The sequence below is a fragment of the Nocardia sp. NPDC004260 genome (assembly GCF_053603155.1).
Genome location: NZ_JBSGEZ010000039.1, coordinates 41,705 through 61,065 on the forward strand (window position 1 = coordinate 41,705; position 19,361 = coordinate 61,065).

Consider the following 19,361-nt stretch of genomic DNA (forward strand, 5'->3'; position numbering starts at 1 on the left):
CGCATCACCCAGTCGGATTACTGGCGGTTAACTGATCGACTGAACGACTTCCCTACCGATATCGGACCCGCGATGCCGCGGCGCACGGCGAGATCGACGCGAGAGGTGGATGGAGCATGGCCGATCCGGAGATGACGACGTCGGTTGCCCCGATGGTGGCCGAATTCGAGTTCGAGACCGTGAGTACGCCGCTGCGCCGGGCCGCGGGACGGCTGCGCGCGGTGCTGCCGCCCGGGTGGCGCGTCGAGATCGTCGACGCACCACCCCGGCGTTACGGCAACCGTGCTCCGCTGCTGCGGGTGGTCATGCCGCCGGAGTGATCAGCCGGTCCAGCCGAGCGGCATGAGCAGCGACTTCTGCTCGCAGAACGAATCCAGACCCTCCGGGCCGTTCTCGCGGCCGAGTCCGGAGGCTTTATAACCGCCGAACGGCGAACTCGGATCGAACGCGTACCAATTGATCGCGTAGGTGCCGGTGCGCACCCGCGCCGCGATCTCGGCGCCGTGTTCGATATCGGTCGTCCACACCGAGCCCGCGAGACCGTAGACCGAGTCGTTGGCGATGGCCACGGCCTCGTCCTCGGTCTCGTACGGGATGACCGACAGCACCGGCCCGAAGATCTCCTCTTGGGCGATGGTCGACTTGTTGTCCACGTCGGCGAAGATCGTCGGCTCGACGAACCAGCCCCGGTCCAGCCCCTCCGGGCGCCCGCCGCCGAGCACGAGTCGCGCTCCCTCGGCCTTGCCCTTGGCGATGTAGCCCTCGACCCGGTCGCGCTGGCGTTCGGAGATCAGCGGACCCAGCTGCACGCTCGGGTCGTTCGGGTCGCCCACCTTCATCGTCTTCACGTGTTCGACCAGCGCGTCGAGAATCTCGTCGTATCGGCTGCGCGGGGCGAGGATGCGGGTCTGCGCGACACAGCCCTGCCCGCTGTTCATCAGGCCGGAGAACGCGAGCACCGGGATATTGGCCGCGACGTCCATGTCGGGCAGCAGGATCGCGGCCGACTTGCCGCCGAGTTCGAGCGAAACGCTCTTGAGCTGACCGGTGGCGATGGCACCGATCTTGCGGCCGACCGCAGTGCTTCCGGTGAAGGTCACCTTGTCCACGCCGGGGTGTGAGACGAGGTACTCGGCCGCGTCGGGCTCGGCGGGCAGCACCGAGAGCACGCCTTCGGGCAGGCCAGCCTCGGTGAAGATGTCGGCGACCAGGTTCGCCGTGAGCGGAGTCAGCGGGGCGGGCTTGAGCACGATGGTGCAACCGGCCAGCAGGGCGGGCGCGAGCTTGTTGACCGCGAGGAACAGAGGGACGTTCCACGCGGTCACCGCCGCGACGACGCCGCGCGGCTCGCGGGTGACCCGCGTGGTGCCGAATCCACCCACCCGGGTCTCCGACCACGGGAAAGACTCCGCCAGGGCCGCGTAGGCGTCCAGTGCGGCGACCGCGGGCAGCTGGTTCAGCGTCATCGCGATCATGTGCGGTGCGCCGACCTCGGCGGTCAGCGCGGCGAGCAGATCGGCGGAACGCTGTTCGATCAGCCGGGCGGCGCGGGTGAGTACCTCGGCTCGCTCCTTCGGAGACGTGGTGGGCCACGGTCCGTGATCGAAGGCGTGCCTGGCCGCGGCGACCGCGGCGTCGACATCGGCCCGGCTCACCGCGGGGACGCTGCCCACCGGCTCGACCGTGGCCGGCGAGATGACCTGGATGCGCTCGGCGGTGGCTGGCGCGGTCCAGCGGCCGCCGATGAACAAGCTGTCGTAGTGCATGAGAACACGTTACAGTTTTGCCCCCGCATTGTCTGTAACCTGTTCCAGTTTTGTGGCGCGACGGCGGCCTGGCCGGTGTGAATTCCGACCTCTCGGTTCGCTTTTCGCAGAACGCACTATTGCGTTCTGTTGCTGGAGGGGGGATGCTGTATCGACATATCAGCTCGCTCCATTACCGAATCGTTACCGCAAACTGGGGAGTCCGAGTCATGGCGGTGCAAGTGATCGGCCGGTCGCTGATGACCAGTGATCAAACCGAGCATCAGGCTAAGAGTGTCGGCAGCGGCGGGTGGGTGGTCTCCTTCCTACCTGGACGCACCCTGACGATCGAGCAGGCGACGGCGGCTATGCAGGCCGCGGAGGCGGTTGCCGCCGTAGGGATGCTGGCCGACCTGGTCGGGCTCACCACGCTCGAGACCGTCGGGTTGGCTATGCGCGAATCGCCGTGGAGCGAGCCCGTGCACGCTCCCTGCGGGAAGCGGCACTGGCGCCGCGGATGGCTGGAGCCTTACTTCGGCTAACTTTTGGTTGCCACCACGACCAGATTGCTAACAAGTAACTCACGCACCATCGGCACCCGGATCAACCACCACGCCCAGCGGGGGTGGTAGCGCGGGAAGACCGTGTGCACCTCGGCCGGAGTACGTTCCGCCCAGCGCAATCCGTCAGCGGCCCGCACCGCGAACAGCGACGTCCCGAACCTGTTCTTGGGTTCGCGCCCGTGCTTGCGCCGATACCGCCGGGCGGCGTACTCGCCACCGAGGTAGTGCCACGGCCCGGTCTCGTGGCCGCCGAACGGGCCGTGCCACACCGTGTAGGAGAGCACCATCAGTCCGCCCGGCCTGGTCACCCGCACCATCTCGTCGGCCATCACCCACGGCTTCGAGACATGCTCGGCGACGTTCGACGAGAAACAGATGTCGACCGCGTCGTCGCGGAACGGCAGCGCCATCCCGGACCCGCGGACCGCGCCCGCCACGGAAAGGCCCGCGGCGTGCATCTCCGTCGGGTCGGGCTCCACCGGAATGTAGCGAGCCCCCGTACGGGCGAACTCGTCCGCGAAGTAGCCCGGACCGCCGCCGACGTCGAGTATCGTCGCCCCGTCCAGCGACCGGCCGGTGAGATCGGCGTAGAAGTCCGCGATCAGCGCCGCGCTGTCGGCGGCCAGACCCCCGTAGAACAGGGCCGGGTCGGTCTGCTCGAACCGGAAACTGCCGAGCAGTCGCAGCGACCGGCGCAAGGTCGCCCGGCGGGCGAACCGAGGCGAACTCCTGCGTGTCGGCGTCTTCGCGGCTTTGAGCACGGCGCCGAGTCTCGCACAACCCCGATGCCGGCCTGCTCGGGCGGGTGCTCGGGATAGGGTGTAGCGCGACATCCGACATTCCCACCGGGACCTACTGACCGAGAGAAGCTCCACCGTGCGCGAAGTCCTCCTGCTCTGCTGGCGCGACACCGGGCACCCACAGGGCGGCGGCAGCGAGCGGTACCTCGAGCAGGTCGGCGCGCAACTCGCGGCGCGCGGGGTTCGAGTAACCCTCCGTACCGCGCGCTATTCGGGGGCGGCGCGGCGCGAACACGTCGACGGCATCACCATCAGCAGGGCGGGCGGACGCTACACGGTGTACCCGCGGGCGCTGGCCGCGCTCCTGCTCGGCAGGATCGGTCTCGGCCCGTTGCGCGGCGTGCGGCCGGACGCGGTGATCGACACCCAGAACGGCATACCGTTCTTCGCCACCGCCGTCACCGCGGCCCCGTCGGTGGTGCTGGTGCACCACGGTCACCGGGAGCAGTGGCCGGTCGCGGGCCGGCTGGTCGGCCGCGTCGGCTGGTGGATCGAGTCGTGGCTGTCGCCCCGCGTGCACCGCCGCAATCAATATCTGACCGTTTCACTGCCGTCGGCGGAAGAGCTGGCCACCCTCGGTGTGGACCGCTCCCGAATCGCGGTGGTTCGCAACGGGGCCGAACCTGTTCCAGTGGACGCACCCACCGGCGCCGCGGAAACCCGCACTCCCACACCAACTGTCGTGGTGCTGTCCCGTCTGGTGCCGCACAAGCAGATCGAGGACGCGCTCGCGGCCGTGGCCCGGCTACGCGACCGCATCCCGGGTCTGCGCCTCGACGTGATCGGCGGCGGCTGGTGGGCGGACAACTTGCGGGACAACGCCCGCGAACTCGGTATCGCCGACGCCGTCACCTTCCATGGGCACGTGGACGAGCGCCGCAAGCACGAACTCCTCGCGCGCGCCTGGGTGCACGTGCTGCCTTCCCGGAAGGAGGGGTGGGGGCTGGCGGTGATCGAGGCGGCCCAGCACGGTGTTCCGACGGTCGGCTACCGCAGCTCGCGCGGGCTCACCGATTCCATCGTTGACGGCGCCACCGGAATCCTGGTCGACGACGTCGCCCAGTTGGCCGACGCCGTCGGCGACCTGCTGGACGATCCAGGCGCACGCACGGTCATGGGGGAGAAAGCCCGCGCCCGCGCGCGCGAATTCTCTTGGGAGCAAACCGGAAACGGAGTCTACGAAGTACTGGCGGCGGCCGCCCGCGGCGAGCACACGAGCGGGTTGATCGCGCCGCGAACGGTGGACTGAAATCGGCGGAGCCGGCGACCGGTATCCGGGCTTCGCGCCGCTCGCCAGGTCACACGACTGAGGCTGCCTCGGGCAGCGGGCCTCTGCCGGTCGAAGCCGTCAGCAGGGTGGAGCCGTCGCCAGTGGCGAGTGCGATCTTCGGTGCCGGCACTGTCGCCTTTCGAGCACCTGGCCGGGGCAGGGTGAAGGCGGCGTCGGCGGCGATGCCGAGGCTGTGCACCGCGAGTTCGAACGTGCGCGCAGGCAGGTATGCAGACAAGCGGATGCCGAGTCCGCCGATCACCGTGATCAGCCGATCCTCGACGCTATCGAGCTGAGCGAGCACATCGCGTGCTAGGGGTTCGAACAGTGGCACTTACCCGAGGCGTCGGGGCCCGGCAGTCCCGGTGACGTGCGTCAGTTCCGTGATCTCGAGCGGAATCGTGCGCCGAGAGCGGTGAGTGAGCCTGTGACGAGCACCGCGACCCAGAGCAAGTGCGCCGCGGCGGCGACGGAGCGTTGTGTGGTCGTCGAGGTACCGCGCTCGACGACACCGGGCACGCGATACAGCGCGAGGTCCGCGTCCTCATAGACCTGTTCGACCTGCGCGAGAGTCGACGCCGATGCGCCGAGCGGTCCAGGGGTGGTCCGTTCGACGAGGATCCAGCCAACGCCGAGGCGGGCGAGGTCCGCGGGCGCGCCGCCGTGGAGCAGCAGGTTTTCCACTTCTCGTGCGCGGGCGCCTTCACCGGAGACGGTGCGTCCGCGCACCGGGAGTTCGCCCGTCTGCAATACGTCGTTGGGCAGCATGCGCGGGGCGGGGTCGAGCACGGGAGCCGCGCCGCCGTAGCGGAACTTGCGGAACATTCCGCCCGGCAGCACCGCGACGTCGCCCGGACCGTCCATCCTTGCGGCGACCTGCTGCCAACCGCCGGGATAGTGCACGGGACGGACGGCTCCACCGACGCCCCAAGCGAGGTCGTAGAGCGGCAACACCAGAAGCGCCACGAATACCGCTGTGACCGTTGCCGTCGTGGCCGGAGACACCGTCGCGGGCCGGTCGGTCGTCGCGTCCGCGCGGGAAAGACGCCGAGCCGTCACCGCGCACCCCGCTGCCGCGCACAACGCGAAAGCGGGCATGGCCAAGGCCGCGTACTTCTGGGTATCGCGCAGTAGACCCGCGCCGGGAACGTGGGCGACCAGCCATTCCAGTGCGTGCATGCCCCACGCGGTCGCGCCGAGCGCGGGGAACAGGATCGCGATCACGGCGAGCAGCAGCAATGCCCGGCGGACGTGGCGGTTGTCGGGATCGGGGCCGCCGGTGGCGACGGAGCGCACGCCCAGCACGACTATCGCCAGCAGCGCCAGCGTGCCGATCGCTGCCAGCGGTGTGGTGCGCGAGTCCGGTACCGCCTCGGCGTTCCAGATCCCGCCGAGACCGGCGAGGCTCCCGAGCGTGCCCAAACCGGGTTCGGCCCGCGCGGCGAAGGCCGCGATGCCCGCGGGATCGGATGGCTCCGCGCCCGCGCCGGACAGCGCGGTCGCGGCCAGCCATGGCGCGGAGGCGGCCAGCCAGAGGACGAACGTCGCGGCGAGTTGACGTCGATGGACCAAGGCGAAAGCGGTCACGCCCGCCAGCAGTGCTCCGGTCGGGGTGAGTCCGGCCGCGGCGAGCGATACGGCCAGGGCCGCCCAGGTGGATGCCGTTCGGACGGTCGCGCGCGGCGCCGCCGCGACGCTGAGCCGATTCGACCCGCCTCTGGCCGCCGTGCCGGTTGGTACGGAGTTGCGCGGATGTTCGGCTGAATCGGCCGGCGCGGTGCCGTCGGAACGATGGGAGGAGCCGGGCGCGGCTGCCGCTACCGCGCTGGAGTGTCCGGGTGAGTGACGCGGAGCCAGCGGTGGTTCGGCTCGGCCGGTCGACCCGGTGCGCTCACGGGCCTCGGTCGGTGCGACTCCCCTCGCACGATCGGACACGTGGTGCGCATCCGCTGGGACAGCCGTTTCGGAAGGCGGGCCGTTACCGGTGGTGTCAGCTGGCGCTTCGCTGGGGTGATCGAATGCGTCCGGGGTGCCCAGCGGTTCGGCGTGGGGGGTGGACTCGGTGGTGTCGGCCGAGGCGGGTGCGTCCGACAGGATCCGTCGGCGTCGCTTCGCGGTGGCCGTACTTCGAAGGCGGTAAGCGGCCAGCGCTGTCCACGGCAACGCCGCATAGCCAGCGAGCAGGCTCCAGTGTCCCTGGAGCAAGCGCTCGGCCACGTATGGATTCCACAACGCGACCGTCGCGGCGACCAGCTGTGGGCCGAGCGACGCGCGCAGCAATTCACGCGCGAGCGTCGCCGCTCCGTACGCCGCGGCCCAGAGCGCGACCAGCAGAATCGCCTTGACCACCAGCCCGCCGTCCGCGAACGACGTCAGCGCCGCGAGCAGAGCGTCCTGCGGCACCGCCCGCGGCGCGGCGTCGCCCAGACCGAGCGCCGCATCGGTCGGATAACTGCGCGGCGTGCTCACCGCGTCCCGCAACAACAGATACCCCGGCGCGAGCAACGGCCCGGCGACGAGCAGCGCACCGGCCGCGCTGTATGCCGCGACCACCGCTCGAGTCCGACTGCTCCCGCTCACGCCTGAGCACTGTACGTCCCGACCACCACCGCCGCCGATCCAGCGGGCTCGGCGCGGGAATGTCACGGCTGAATCCGCGGTGAACACCGTCTGACCTGGATGATGTGTTGCCGCGCGGACGAGCAAGACCAGGGTGGCTGATGCATCGAAGACTGCGGGATGGGGGCGAGCGCATCGCCTGTCCCACGGTCCGGCGGGGCGCGACAGCTGGCGGGCCGTGCGAGTGGGACCATGGGCGGCGTGTCTGCTGTCCGTCGGTTTCCTGTGGTGGCGGATCTGACGTGGGTGACGGCCGGTGCGATGACCGCGAACGTCGCCGGGTATCTGCTGCAACTGCTGGCCGGGCGGTGGCTGGGCGTCACCGGGTACAGCGAGTTCGCGAGTCTGCTCGCCGTCCAGCTGCTGTGCGCGGTGCCCGCGCTGGCGTTGCAGAACGTGGTGGCCAGGGAACTCGTTCGCGGCGCGGGAACGGCGGCGCTGCGCGGGTTGCAGTGGCGCTGCGCGGTGATCGTCGCCCTGGTGGCCGCGGTGCTGGTGCCGCTGGTCGCCGTCACGCTGCACGTCGGGGTGGCCGCCACCGCGGCGGCACTGGGTGCGGCGCCCGCGCTGGTGCTGTTGTCCGGCGAGCAGGGCGTGCTGCAAGGCAGCAAGCGGTTTCGAGCGCTGGGAGTCGTGCTCGGCGCCGCCGGGGTCGCCCGAGTCGCGCCCGCGCTGGTAATCCTCGCGCTGGGCGGCGGTACGACGATCGCGCTGTGGGCCGCCGCATGCGGCATCGCGACGGCGGCAGTGCTGGCCAGGATCGTCGCCGGTGCGCCGTCCGAGCGCGCCCGAAACGAACCCGGCGAGGTCTCCCCGCCCGGTGTGCTGCCGGTCCTGCGGGCCGCCCAAGTGCAGGCGGCGATGATGGCTCTCTCGTCGGCGGACCTGATCGTGGTCCGGATCGTGCTGGACGACGTGGACGCCAGCCGTTACGCCCTCGGCACCATCGCCACGAAGATCGCCTTCTGGCTGCCGCAGGCGGTCGGTGTCGTGCTCTACCCGCGAATGGCGCAGCCGACGCACTCGGCGAGCGCGATCCGGGCGGCGCTGGCGGTGCTCAGCGGCATCGGTCTCGTCGCCGTGCTCGGGGCCGCGCTGGCCGCGCCGCTCGCCCCGCTGCTCGCGGGCGAGGACTACGCCCCGATCCAGGGCCTGCTGTGGTTGTTCGCGTTGCACGGCGCGCTGCTGGCCGTGCTGCAAGGCGCGGTGCTCTCGGCGATCGCCGTCGACCGCACCTCCCTCGCACTGGTCACCTGGCTGGGCCTGGTCGTCGAAGTCACCCTGATGCTGTCGCTGGCCCGCTCGATTCCGGCGCTGATCACCACGGCGGTATCGGTCGCGGCCACCACCACCGTCGTGGTCGCCGTCATGGTCCTGCGCGCGGCCGATCACACGGCGCGCCCCGAACCGCTGCGCCCGGTCGGCTGACCGAAACGAATTCGGCTCCCCAGCCGGAGGGCGGGGGAGCCGAATTCAGGAACGCTCAGCCGGTCAGGGCTGCTTATCGATCCGAATCTGTTCGGTCGGCGCATCGTCGGCGCCGCGGTTGATGCGCGGTGCGGGGCTGGTCGGAGCCGAGCCGCCCGGACGCTGGAACGGGGCGCCGCCCGCCCGCGCTGGCGTCGGAGCCGAGCCGCCGCGAATGCCGAGAACCACACCGACGATCAGCGCGATCACACCGAGGACGCCCAGGATGATCGGCAGGATCCGGCCGTACAGCGACAGCTTGTCGATGTTCTCCTTGGCCACCGACAGCTGTGACTCGACCGTGTTCTCGTCGAACACCAGGTGCGACTTCAGCGCGGTGACCTCCGGCTTGTCCGCGGTGCGCGAGTAGTAGAGGTGCAGCGCCTCGCCGCCCTTGACGACCGTGCCGGTCTGCGGCTCCACCCACAGGTCACGGGTGTTGGTGTAGTAGCGGGTCATGGTCACCGGGGTATCGCCGCCCTCGACGCCCCACTTGGCGGCGGGCAGGCTCAGCCGGTTGGTCGGCGCCTGGACGACGTCCCAGAGGCTGGTGGCGGGCACCGACATCTGGAAGTGGTAGACCTTCGTGTTGTTGATCTCGGTCTCTTCGATGAAGTTCGCGTCGAAGGTCTTGCGGACGTTGAGATCGAAGTACGGGTAGGTCTTCTTCTCGGTGCCGATCGGGAATCGGTACTGCAGACCGGTGTGCTGCACCGGCTCCGCGATGCTCTGGCCCTCCAGGTTCGCGGTCACCGCGATCGAGCCGTTCGGCACGGTGCTGACGGGCTCACCGGTGACCCGGTCGATGGTCACCCGGTCGACGGTCGCGGTGAGCAGGCCGGTGTCGCCCTGCTTGTCGATGCGCCGCAGCGTCTGGCCCGCCTGCACCGTCATCTGGTGGGCGTCGGCCGGGTCCTCGACGGTGAGGAAGCGCTGCGAGACCAGCGGGACGTTGGCGTCGACCTTCGCCGAGCCTTCCGGAGCGGTCAGCGACTTGGCGTCGAGAACCAGGCTGTCCTCACCCTGCTGGTTCGTCGCGATAGTGGTGATCTCCAAGTCGAGGGGAGTTTTCGCCAGTTTGTCGACGGTGTAGGTCGGGATCATGATTGCGGCGACGATCAGCAACGCGCCGAGACCCACGAGCAGGCAGGCCACCGTCCTTCTGGTACCGGCACTCAGTGCCATGCAAACTCTCCTCGTCGTAGAACACAGGTCGCTCCGGCGAGTACTGCGGGCACGCCGCGGCACTCGTGAGCCCCGACACTAACAGTCCGATGTCGTACTATGCGGCGTCGAGGCCGGAAACGGCCGAGAAATCGCCCGAGTCTAGCGCGAAATCTGAAACGTCGGGTTATCAACTGTGGACCTGCCGAGGCAGACTGGAGCCCGATGACCGCAACCCTGCCCAGCACCGCGCCCGCGACCGAACGGGTGCGCTCCCGCGCGTTCGTGCCTGCCTTGGAAGGCATGCGCGGTATGGCCGCCCTCGGTGTGCTGCTGACCCATGTCGCCTTCCAGACCGGCGCAGCGGGCACGCCGGTCATCGGACGGGTGTGGGGCCGGTTCGATATGGCGGTGGCGGTGTTCTTCGCACTGTCCGGTTTCCTGCTCTGGCGTCCGCACGCGGCGGCGGCGCGGGGACTCGACAGCGCCCCGCCCGTGGGCTACTACCTGCGGCATCGCGCCGCCCGCATCCTGCCCGCGTACTGGGTGGTGGTGTGCGCGGTCCTGGTGCTGCTGCCCAGCGCCGCCGGAACGGCCGGCCTTCGGGTCTGGGTGTCGAACCTGGCGCTGTTGCAGGTATTCGTGCCGCTGACGCTCACCGACGGCCTCACGCAGATGTGGAGCCTCTCGGTGGAGGTGGCCTTCTATCTGGTGCTGCCGTTGCTGGCGTTCGCGCTGGTGCGCCTGCGCGGACCGGCGGCGCGGTGGCGGGTGCCGGTGCTGGTCGCGGTCGCCCTCGTCAGTCTCGGCTGGAATTTCATTCCGGTCCCGACACCCGACGCGATCCACGCGGACAACTGGCTGCCCGGATATCTGCCCTGGTTCGCCGCGGGCATGCTCCTCGCGGAGCTCGCCGAACATAGCGTTCGGCTATCACGCTGGTGGAAAGTCAGCGGGAATCAGCCCCTGATGTGGGCCGTCGCGGCGGTGGTCTTCCTGCTCGCGGCTACCGATCTGGCCGGTCCTGCGGGTCTGACCCGGGCCGAACCATGGCAGTACGCGGTGAAGATGGGGCTGGGCGCGATCATCGGCTTCGCGCTGCTCGCGCCGCTGGTGCTGCGGGACCCGGAGGGACGCGGGCACCGCTGGCTGGAGTCGCCCGTGGCCGCGACGCTCGGACGCTGGTCCTACGGCATCTTCATCTGGCACCTCGCGGTGCTGTCGATCGTGTTCCCGGTGTTCGGCATCCTGCCCTTCCAGGGCGACTTCGGTTACGTCTTGGTTCTCACGCTCGCCATCACCCTTCCGGTCGCCGCGGCCAGCTATGCGCTGGTGGAAGAGCCGGTGCGGCGCTGGGCCCGCCGCCGGGACCGGGTGCGGCGGAACTCCGAACCCGAGCCAGCGCCCTGATCGGCGGCCCCGCGCGAGGTCAGCCGTCGAGTTGCCGGTGGATGTCCATCAGGTGGTGGCGCAGCTCGTGCAGGGTGTGCACCGCCAGCCAGCGCAGGGAGCGATCCGCGGGTTCGGGGTAGAGGAAGACGAGGGTGCGTTCCCAGTCGTCGTCGCCGAGTCGTTCCAGCACGTTGGCGAACAGCAGGGCGGCGTCGCGGATCTGGCGGGCCACGTCGGCGGGGTGCTGCTGGGCGTAGCCGTCGTGCTCGACTCGTTCGTCCCGGCCCATCGCGGTGCTGGGCGGGTTGTCCGAACGGCGAGCGGCCAGCACGCGTTCGCGCTGGGCCAGCAGCACATCCCGGACGTGGCAGGCGTACTCCAGCGGCGACCACACATCGGGCTTGCCGCGTTCGCGCAACTTGACGCTGTCGGCGCCGAGCAGGTCGGCGTATTCCACGGCGTGCTCCCGCGCCAGCGACGGCACGTCGGCCGCCGAAGCCAAGTCGTAGACGAAACCGCATTCGGCACAGGTGTTCACGCATGGTCACGTTAGCAACGGGTGCCATTGCGGCGCACGGCGAATGGGCGTCTTGTCCAGCGGCGCCGCCGCGCGTTCGCGCGGGCCGAGGTCGCCGGCTGGTGCGCGGGCCGGAGGTCAGTGCTCTCCGGTCGACGGATCGGTTTCGTCCGGCCGGATCGCGCCGGGCCGATCGGCGTGTTCCGGCCGAGGCAGCGCCGCGATGCCCACCGCGATGATCGCGAGCACCGCGGGCAACTGCACCAGCAGGGAGCCACCCATATAACGGTCGGGCGAACGCCACGGGCCCGTGGACAGCGCGGCAGCGGACAGCATGGTGCCCCCGCCCGCGACGACGACGAGCGCGCGCGGTGTGACGTACCGCGTGAAACGCGTCGCGGCCAAGGCGATCACCGTGGCGGCACCGCCCACCGGACCGGCGATCACGGTGGCCGCGCCGGTGAGCCCGATCGCGCCCATCCAGCGACGGCCCCAGGTGCTGGGCGCTTCGATGCTCGAATTCGCCTGGTCGGTAGGCACATTCGCGGCGGAGGGCCGCGCGCGGCGGGGAACGGCAAGCACCGCGAGCGGCAGTAGCAGCAGCAATCCGCCGAAGATGGCGAGGCGATACCACCGGTCGACCGGGAAGGTGATCGTCACCGGGCCGGTGGCATCGGCTGGCAGCAGCCAGGCTTGCTGCCAGCCGTCGAGCACCACGGGTTCGAGCACGCGCCCGTCCGCGCTGGCCGCGCGCCATCCGACATTGGTGCTCAGCGGCAGCACGAGCAGCCGGTCGCCCGCGCTCGTCGGCGGTGCGGCGGCGGTTTCCGACCCGGTTCGGTTCAGGCGCAGCCGATCCACGAAGAAAAGGTCGGTCGGACCGACCGCCACGTCGGCCCGGCCCTGCGGCAGCGCGAGTTCCGGTGTGTCCGCCTCGTCCGTGCACACGCGGGCGGGAACCGGCGCACCGGACCGCAATTCGCCGACGGTGGCGGTGACCGTGGTGCGCAGCGTCCGGCCGCCCGCGTCGATCGTCGGGCCGAGTGCGCACGGGACGGTGATCTCGCGGTCCAGCGCGGCGGCCTCCGGGTAGTCCGGTCCGAGGACCATCACCTCGGCCAGTCCGGGCGGCTGGGTCTGGACGAAACCCAGCGCGGTCTTGTCCAGCACCGGCCGCCAGGTCCGCATGCTCAGCTCGATGCGGTCGGTCACCGTGGGATGCAGGGAGATCCGCGTCGGCGTGCCCCGGCCGTCGTCGTCCAGCTCGCGCACCTGCGGCCCGTCGCCGAGGTTCACCGTCACCGAGGTGGGCGCGGCGGGCAGACCGCCGAGCGAGGGAGTCAGTTCGAGGCCGGTCACCAGCGTGGGCTCGGGCAACTCGAGGGTGAGCGTCGGCCTGCCCGCGGTCGGCTCGCGGACCGAGTCCTCCGGTGCGGTCCAGCTCGTGCGCGGATCGCCGTCGGTCGCGGCGAATGCGGCCCCGCGCAGGTCGCCGACGTCGGCCTTGCCGCGGGCCACCGGCCTGGCGTGGTCGGTGAGCAGCGCCTCCAGCGCCGGACCCTGCCGGGTGCGGACGGTCAGTTTCGGGGCGACCGACATCGGTTCCGGGACGGTCAGCGTGCGCTCGAACGCCCCCGGTTCCTCCGGGGCCAAGGCGAGACCTTTACTGCAACGCACCCGGTCGGGCGCGTCGAAACAGGCACTGCGGCCAGGGAATTCCTGACCGAGATCCCATCCACGCACCGGTGCGCCCGCGGGAGCCGACGGCACCACGGTGCGATGCCTGATGTCGACGCGGACGGGCGCGTTGCGCGTCGAGTAGTCGTCCAGCGTGAGCTCGCTGATCCCGAACTGCCCGCCCGAGGAACCGTTCTCGGTGCGGATCGCGGTGATCTTCAGCCACTCGGTGCGGCCTGCGGGGAGCGAAACCGAGACCGGCGCACCGGGTTCGGGCACTCGTACCGAGACGGTGCCGTTCGCGGTGCGCACCTCGATCCATTTGACCGGGTCGCCGATTGCGGCCGAACTGGTGGTCAGGTTCAGTTGCCCGGCCTTGATCGGGTGATCGAGATCGAGCCGGAGCCATTGGCCGAGGGCGTGCTCGGTGCCGTTGCTGATCCACGCGGTGGACGGATCGCCGTCGACGACGGCCGCGGTGGAACTTCCCGGGGCCGCGCCGCCGAGCTGGGTGGCGTCGGCGGCCGAGCTGGACGCGGTGACGGTGGCGCCCGACCACTCGCCGCGCACCAATTCGGTACCGGGCACCTGATAGTCGGGGACCAGGTTGAAGGTGCGGCGCGCGTCGTCGGGTGCGCGCAACGCGGAGTTGTGGTTGTCCACCCTGCCGAAATCGGCTTCGCGATCCATCGGCGTATCCGTGACCGTCACCGGGCCGAGCGGCAACCCGGCCTCGGTCGCGTCGGCGGCGAGCAAGGCGGGTGTCCGGGCGAGGACGGGATCGCGGCGCATCCGCTCGAGCACTTCGGGGCCGCCCTGGATGACCGGGACGTCTCCGAGCGGGACGGTGTACGCGCCGGGGAACGCCTCCGGCGCGCCGGTGCCGCTACTCACTTCCGCGGGTGTCCCGTGGCCCGGCGCGTCCACCCGGTAGATCTCGATCGCCGGGTACGGCGGGCGCAGGTCACCATCGGCCACCAGGTCGTCGGCGATCACCACCGATTCGATGGGGTTGCCGAACCCGGCCACCTTGTGCAGCCCGGGCGACCCGTCGAGCGCCTGATGGGCCAGCATCGGCCGGGTCGAGCGGGAGGTCTCCGGATCGAGGTCGTTGCGCAGGACGACGACGCCGATCCCTTGGGCGCTCAGCGTCGCGGCCAGTCCCGCCGATGGCCTGCCATCGGCGATGAGCCGCTGCACCGAATCCATCGCGCGGATGGTGCCGGGCGGGTTCAGCGGCACCGCGTCGCGGATCGCCCACGGCGTTCGGGCCAGCGCTTGCAGTGGTTCGTCGCGCGTGAGTCCCCAGACCTGACTGCCGAAGGGCGCGCCGGGCACCACCAGGGCGCGCGTATCGGCGGCGTTGTGCTCGAGCCAGTCCGCGGTCTGCTGCCAGTACGCGGGTACCCGGTCGTAGGCGCCGCGCGGGGCGAGTTTGCCGGTCCAGGCCAGCGAGGTGGACAGGGCCAGCGCGGTGAGGATCAGCGCCGCGATCGCGACCGCGCGGTCCCGCTCCGGGTGCGCGAAAGCGCTCCGCCAAGACTTCAGCGGTACCGAGGCGGGCAGCGGAACCCGGGCCAGCAGCTGCGCCAGCCCCAGCACGAGCGGGATGCGGATCAGCGGCTCCAGCTTGTGCACATTGCGCAGCGGGGCCCCGCCGGAGTCCAGGAAGACGCGCACCGACTGCGCGAACGGTCCGCTCAGTTCACCGACGAACCCGGCGCTGATGCCGACCAGCCCGACGCACAGGATCAGGACGAGCCTGCCGCGATACGGCATGGACCGCAGGGCCAGCCCCGCCATGCCCGCCGCCGCGACCAGCCCGGTGGCCAGCACCGCCGCGGGCTGGGTGACCAGCACCGCGCCCGCGATGCGTTCCGGCGAGACGAACGGCGTCCAGCTGTCGGTGCCGCGCAGCACCTCGCCGAGCGAGGCCCACTGCGTGGTCACGCCCGAGGACTCGATGTAGTCCAGGAACGGCGGACTCACCTTGCCCAGCAGCAGCAACGGCACCGCCCACCAGAACGTGGCCAGCACCAGCAGCGGAATCCAGGCGGCGGTGAAACGCCACCAGCGGCGGCTGGGCCGAGAGGAGCCCGATCGAGCGCCGTCGGACGCAGTCCGCCCGCGGCCGATCGCCGGCGAGGCAGTCGCCCACCACAGCAGCGCAGGCAAAAAGGCGGCCACGGTCGCGACCGCGTTGACCGAGCCCATCAGGGCCAGCGCCAGCGCACTGCCCGCGGCGGACTCGGCCCCGCCCCGCCGCCGGTCGCGCCCAGCGACGCCGAGCGCGGCGGGCGCGAGCAGCACCCACGGCGCCAGCATCATCGGCAGCGTCTCCGAGGAGATCGACCCGACGGTGGTCAGCACCCGCGGCGACAACGCGAAGGCGAGCGCGGCGACGACGCGTGAGCCGCGCGTGCCGATGCCGAGCACCTCGCACAGGCGCACGATCCCCCAGAATCCGGCGAGCAGCAGCAGCGCCCACCAGATCCGCTGCGTCACCCAGGCGGGCACGCCCAGCAGATGGCCGAGCGAGAAGAACGCGCCGTGCGGGAAGAAGTAGCCGTAGGCCTGGTTCTGCACCTGGCCCATCGGCGCCTGGCTGCTCCACAGATGGCTCGCGCGTTCCAGGAAGCCGAGCGGATTCTGCGCCAGGTCGTATTTCGTGTCGGCGACCGTGAGGCCGGGCGCCTGCACGAAGGTCAGCAGGAACGCCACGACTACGGTCGCGGCGAACCAACGTCTGCCCAGCGGCGCGGTGCTGTGCTGCTCCGGCGCCCCGGACGATCCGAGCGAGTCGGCGGGTGAAGCGGAGGTCAGCGGGTCAGCGGCTGCCGTACTCAACGTTGTTCAGCAGCGAGGAGCCCTTGTCGCCGCTGCGATCGATCTCCGGCCGCGAGTTCTGCTGGACCGCCATGGTGATGAGGAAGACGCTGAGCACACCCAGCACGGCGCCCGCGACGGCACTCGCAACACCCGGGACAGCAAACTTCATCGCGGTACTCCAATACGTCGATGCAGGCACGTTCCCGGCCAACCTAGCAGGGCGTCCGGTATTTGTATGCGTTCAGGCCGCCGAATCTCCGCTGGACGCGCCCCGGCCGACCGACGGACTGCCCGGAAAGCGGCCGTGTCAGCGGGCGGGGAGAGCGCAGTGCAACGCGCCGAGCAGGGTGCGCAGTTTGGCGGTGGTCTCGTCGAGTTCCGCCTGCGGGTCGGAGGCCGCGACGATGCCGCCGCCCGCGTACGCCCGCACCGCGCGACCGTCGGCCGAGAGTTCCGCGCAGCGGATCGCGACCACCCAGGCGCCGTCGCCGTCGGCGTCGCACCAGCCGACGGCGCCGCCGTAGAAGCCGCGGTCGTCCTCGAGCTGCGTGATGGTGTCCAGCGCCAGGTCGGTGGGGGTGCCGCAGACCGCGGGTGTGGGGTGCAGCAGCAGCGCCAGGTCCAATGCCGTGATCGTGCTGTCGCGCAGCCGCCCGGTGACGGGTGTCGCCAGATGCCACACCTCATGGGTGCTGATCAGTTCCGGGCTCTCCGGAATCGACAGCTCGGCGCAGACCGGCCCGAGCCGCTCGCGGATCCAATCGATCACGAAGGCGTGCTCGTCCCGATTCTTGGTGCTCGCAAGCAGCTCCCCGGCCTGAGCGGCGTCGGCTTCCGGATCGGCCCGCCGTGGCGCGGTGCCCGCCAGTGGGCGCAGCGTCACCGTGTCGCCCTGCCGGGCGATCAGCACTTCGGGCGTCGCGCCGACCAGCGTCGCACCGGGGCGTCCGGCGGGGGTGAGATCGACCGCGAAGACGTTCGCGTGCGGATGCCGGGTCAGCAGGTGTCCCGCGACGACTTCCGGGTCGAGCGCGGACTGCGCCTCGGCCAGCACCGACCGCGCCGCGACCACCTTGCGTAGCGGTTGCGCGGGATCGTTGAGCTGCTCGACCAGCTTGGTCACCCGCGCCACATGCTCGGCCGGGCTCGGCACCTCGGTCACCACGCGCACCGGCGGCAGCTCGGGCAACGCGGCGGGCCGCCATGGACCAGCGGTGTGCACGGCGCGCTCCGGCACGCTCAGCGCGGCAGGCTCCCGTGGATCGAAGGGCAGCGCGCCGACGACCAGCCGCGCACTGCCGTCCAGCAGCGCCGCCCGCGCTCGTCGCGCGTCGTCGAAGCAGACTCGGGTCCCATGACCACGAACAACCCCGTCGGCCCGAGCAAGCAGGAACCCATCCATGCCCCCAACCTAATGGTGCGGTCGGACGTAGTCCGTCGTCAGCTCGCGCATGGCCTCACGAGTTCTTGCCGGGCGGGACGAGCAGGACCGGGCGGTGGCAATGCTTGAGGACGGCGTCCGCGACGCTGCTGTGCAGCAGCGCGCGGATGCCGGTGGCGCCACGGGTGCCCGCAACGATGATGTCGACGTCCAGCTCGTCGGCGCAGTCGACGATGGCGTTCCAGATGGTGGTGGCGCATTCGGCGGTGCGCGCCTCGGCGTTGAGACCCACCAGTTCGGCCAGCCGCACGCCCTCGGCGTTGATGGCCCGCGCGTCGACGTAGGCGATGTCCTCGATCTCGTCGTCCGGCACCCATTCCGGTTGCATCACTCCCGACAGCCCGGACAGGCGAGCCGCTTGCCGCACCATGGGCTCCCAGGCGGTGAGCACGATGGCCCGGTCGGCGGTGAGGAATCGCCCGGCGTATTCGACAGCGCGCTTGGCGTTCTCGGAGCCGTCGTAGGCGATGAGCATCAGATCGCAGGGCACGATGACCTCCTCGAAAGGACGCACGGCGACACCTCGAGATTACCCCTGGAGGCTCGCGTCAGGCGCTTGTTTTCGGGGTTCTACCTGCGGATTCGCGGCCGCACCCGAGTTGCTTGCTCGGTAGGGACGTAGCGACTGCGGTCGCGCACGTCGCGGCGAGTACGGTTGACCTCTATGCGGAAGACGCCTCTGCTCGTCCTCGCCGTACTCGCCGCGGTCGCGACCGCCTGCTCGAACGGTGGCTCCACCGAGTCGGCCCCATCGAGCACAACCACCACCACGGACGCGACCACCGCCGCGGTCCCCGTCACCAGCTCGGCGCCGCCGGACTGCAACGCGGGATACCTCGCGCAGTTCACCACCCGCCAGAAGCTCGCCCAGTTGCTGACGGTCGGCGTCACCGGCGCGGCCGACGCCACGAATGTGGTGCGCAACGAGCAGATCGGCGGCATCTTCGTGGGCGGCTGGACCGACCAGGCGCTGCTCGCCTCCGGCCAGATCGAGCAGGTGAAGCAGGCTGCCAAGGTGCCGCTGATGGTGACCATCGATGAGGAGGGCGGCCGGGTCTCCCGGGTGCGCGACCTGATCGGCGCGGCGCCCTCGGCGCGGCAGACGGCGCAGACCATGAGCCCCGATGAGTTTTATAGCGCCACGCTGACCAGGGGTCGCGCGCTGAAGAATCTCGGTGTGACGGTGGATTTCGCTCCCGACGTCGACGTCAGTTCCCAGCCGGACGACTCCGTCATCGGCGACCGCTCCTTCTCCGACGACCCGGAGGTGGTCACCCGCTACGCGGACGCCTATATCCGCGCCATGCGCGAGGTCGGCGTCGGCACGGTGATGAAGCACTTCCCCGGTCACGGGTCCGGTTCGGGCGACTCGCACACCGGCACGGTGCGCACTCCGCCGCTGGACCAGATGCAGAACACGGACCTGGTTCCGTTCCGCAACTTGATCGGCTCGGGCGCGGCCGTCATGGTCGGTCACCTCGATGTGCCCGGATTGACCACACCCAACGTCCCGGCCAGCATCAGCCCGGAAGCGATGCGTTTGCTGCGCGAGGGCACCGGCTACGGAGCCGCGCCGTTCCAGGGACCGATCTTCACCGATGATCTCGGTGGCATGGCCGCGATCACCAGCCGGATGTCGATCGAGGACGCCGTCGAGGCCGCATTGGTCGCCGGCGCGGACAGCGCCTTGTGGATCACCACCGACGCGGTGCCCCAGGTGCTCGACCGGCTGGAGCAGGCGGTTTCGAGCGGGCGACTGCCGATGGCCCAGGTGGATGCTTCGGTGTTGCGGTTGGCCGCGTACAAAGGTGCGTTGCCGCGCTGCTGAGGCGCGCCGCACGGTCGGGTCGGGCGACTGGTGAGCAAATCGGACCGCC

The 19,361-nt window shown here is 70.6% G+C and carries 16 protein-coding genes; 6 read left to right on the forward strand and 10 right to left on the reverse strand.

Annotated features, from left to right (window positions below):
* Nucleotides 1–116 precede the first annotated feature (116 nt).
* Nucleotides 117–320: a hypothetical protein gene (locus ACWEO7_RS22565; protein ID WP_450017866.1), complete on the forward strand. Its 204-nt coding sequence runs from the start codon at nt 117–119 to the stop codon at nt 318–320.
* On the opposite strand, the gene ACWEO7_RS22570 is transcribed toward ACWEO7_RS22565, so the two are convergent.
* Entirely contained in the window at nt 321–1,766 is a 1,446-nt protein-coding gene (locus tag ACWEO7_RS22570) for an aldehyde dehydrogenase (protein ID WP_452425876.1), read from the reverse strand.
* A 209-nt stretch (nt 1,767–1,975) separates the two neighbouring features.
* Here ACWEO7_RS22570 and ACWEO7_RS22575 point away from each other — a divergent pair, with 209 nt between their 5' ends.
* Nucleotides 1,976–2,287, forward strand: a complete 312-nt coding sequence (locus ACWEO7_RS22575; protein ID WP_355071348.1) for a hypothetical protein — start codon at nt 1,976–1,978, stop codon at nt 2,285–2,287.
* On the opposite strand, the gene ACWEO7_RS22580 is transcribed toward ACWEO7_RS22575, so the two are convergent.
* Nucleotides 2,284–3,069, reverse strand: a complete 786-nt coding sequence (locus ACWEO7_RS22580) for a class I SAM-dependent methyltransferase (protein ID WP_452425878.1) — start codon at nt 3,067–3,069, stop codon at nt 2,284–2,286. The genes ACWEO7_RS22575 and ACWEO7_RS22580 overlap by 4 nt on opposite strands.
* A 115-nt stretch (nt 3,070–3,184) precedes the next feature.
* Between ACWEO7_RS22580 and ACWEO7_RS22585 the strand changes: the two genes are divergently transcribed.
* Nucleotides 3,185–4,357, forward strand: a complete 1,173-nt coding sequence (locus tag ACWEO7_RS22585; protein WP_452425880.1) for a glycosyltransferase family 4 protein — start codon at nt 3,185–3,187, stop codon at nt 4,355–4,357.
* Between the two features lie 49 nt (nt 4,358–4,406).
* Here the strand turns inward: ACWEO7_RS22585 and ACWEO7_RS22590 are convergent, their stop codons facing one another.
* Complete coding sequence (locus tag ACWEO7_RS22590) at nt 4,407–4,682, reverse strand: hypothetical protein (RefSeq protein ID WP_452425882.1); 276 nt, start codon at nt 4,680–4,682, stop codon at nt 4,407–4,409.
* A 71-nt stretch (nt 4,683–4,753) separates the two neighbouring features.
* Nucleotides 4,754–6,958, reverse strand: coding sequence for a hypothetical protein (locus ACWEO7_RS22595; protein WP_452425884.1), 2,205 nt, complete (start codon nt 6,956–6,958; stop codon nt 4,754–4,756).
* Nucleotides 6,959–7,189: 231 nt separating this feature from the next.
* On the opposite strand from ACWEO7_RS22595, the gene ACWEO7_RS22600 reads away from it, so the two are divergent.
* On the forward strand, nt 7,190–8,425 hold the full coding sequence (locus ACWEO7_RS22600; RefSeq protein WP_452425885.1) for a polysaccharide biosynthesis protein: 1,236 nt from the start codon (nt 7,190–7,192) through the stop codon (nt 8,423–8,425).
* A 63-nt stretch (nt 8,426–8,488) separates the two neighbouring features.
* Here the strand turns inward: ACWEO7_RS22600 and ACWEO7_RS22605 are convergent, their stop codons facing one another.
* Entirely contained in the window at nt 8,489–9,649 is a 1,161-nt protein-coding gene (locus tag ACWEO7_RS22605; RefSeq protein WP_452425887.1) for a DUF3068 domain-containing protein, read from the reverse strand.
* A 204-nt stretch (nt 9,650–9,853) separates the two neighbouring features.
* On the opposite strand from ACWEO7_RS22605, the gene ACWEO7_RS22610 reads away from it, so the two are divergent.
* Nucleotides 9,854–11,038: an acyltransferase family protein gene (locus tag ACWEO7_RS22610; protein ID WP_452425889.1), complete on the forward strand. Its 1,185-nt coding sequence runs from the start codon at nt 9,854–9,856 to the stop codon at nt 11,036–11,038.
* A gap of 19 nt (nt 11,039–11,057) precedes the next feature.
* Here the strand turns inward: ACWEO7_RS22610 and ACWEO7_RS22615 are convergent, their stop codons facing one another.
* From ACWEO7_RS22615 to ACWEO7_RS22635, 5 genes are all read right to left on the reverse strand, one after another.
* A complete protein-coding gene (locus ACWEO7_RS22615; RefSeq protein WP_452425911.1) occupies nt 11,058–11,477 on the reverse strand; it encodes a DinB family protein in 420 nt (139 codons plus the stop codon).
* Between the two features lie 198 nt (nt 11,478–11,675).
* Nucleotides 11,676–16,061, reverse strand: coding sequence for an alpha-(1->3)-arabinofuranosyltransferase (locus tag ACWEO7_RS22620; RefSeq protein WP_452425891.1), 4,386 nt, complete (start codon nt 16,059–16,061; stop codon nt 11,676–11,678).
* Complete coding sequence (locus tag ACWEO7_RS22625) at nt 16,042–16,212, reverse strand: DUF2613 domain-containing protein (RefSeq protein WP_452425893.1); 171 nt, start codon at nt 16,210–16,212, stop codon at nt 16,042–16,044. The genes ACWEO7_RS22620 and ACWEO7_RS22625 overlap by 20 nt, the downstream gene beginning before the upstream one ends.
* Before the next feature lie 138 nt (nt 16,213–16,350).
* Nucleotides 16,351–17,445, reverse strand: coding sequence for an isochorismate synthase (locus ACWEO7_RS22630; RefSeq protein ID WP_452425895.1), 1,095 nt, complete (start codon nt 17,443–17,445; stop codon nt 16,351–16,353).
* A 55-nt stretch (nt 17,446–17,500) separates the two neighbouring features.
* Nucleotides 17,501–17,974 (reverse strand): universal stress protein, encoded by a 474-nt coding sequence (locus ACWEO7_RS22635; protein ID WP_364424870.1) that lies wholly within the window; start codon nt 17,972–17,974, stop codon nt 17,501–17,503.
* Nucleotides 17,975–18,148: 174 nt separating this feature from the next.
* Here ACWEO7_RS22635 and ACWEO7_RS22640 point away from each other — a divergent pair, with 174 nt between their 5' ends.
* Nucleotides 18,149–19,312 (forward strand): glycoside hydrolase family 3 N-terminal domain-containing protein, encoded by a 1,164-nt coding sequence (locus ACWEO7_RS22640; protein ID WP_450017837.1) that lies wholly within the window; start codon nt 18,149–18,151, stop codon nt 19,310–19,312.
* Nucleotides 19,313–19,361: the final 49 nt, after the last annotated feature.

Excerpts from the sequence above, each read along its gene's own strand:
- ACWEO7_RS22605 (WP_452425887.1), bottom strand. The coding sequence starts at position 9,649 with ATGGCACTGAGTGCCGGTACCAGAAGGACGGTGGCCTGCCTGCTCGTG.
- ACWEO7_RS22600 (WP_452425885.1), top strand. The coding sequence starts at position 7,190 with ATGGGCGGCGTGTCTGCTGTCCGTCGGTTTCCTGTGGTGGCGGATCTG.
- ACWEO7_RS22565 (WP_450017866.1), top strand. The coding sequence starts at position 117 with ATGGCCGATCCGGAGATGACGACGTCGGTTGCCCCGATGGTGGCCGAA.
- ACWEO7_RS22640 (WP_450017837.1), top strand. The coding sequence starts at position 18,149 with ATGCGGAAGACGCCTCTGCTCGTCCTCGCCGTACTCGCCGCGGTCGCG.
- ACWEO7_RS22630 (WP_452425895.1), bottom strand. The coding sequence starts at position 17,445 with ATGGATGGGTTCCTGCTTGCTCGGGCCGACGGGGTTGTTCGTGGTCAT.
- ACWEO7_RS22625 (WP_452425893.1), bottom strand. The coding sequence starts at position 16,212 with ATGAAGTTTGCTGTCCCGGGTGTTGCGAGTGCCGTCGCGGGCGCCGTG.
- ACWEO7_RS22575 (WP_355071348.1), top strand. The coding sequence starts at position 1,976 with ATGGCGGTGCAAGTGATCGGCCGGTCGCTGATGACCAGTGATCAAACC.
- ACWEO7_RS22610 (WP_452425889.1), top strand. The coding sequence starts at position 9,854 with ATGACCGCAACCCTGCCCAGCACCGCGCCCGCGACCGAACGGGTGCGC.
- ACWEO7_RS22570 (WP_452425876.1), bottom strand. The coding sequence starts at position 1,766 with ATGCACTACGACAGCTTGTTCATCGGCGGCCGCTGGACCGCGCCAGCC.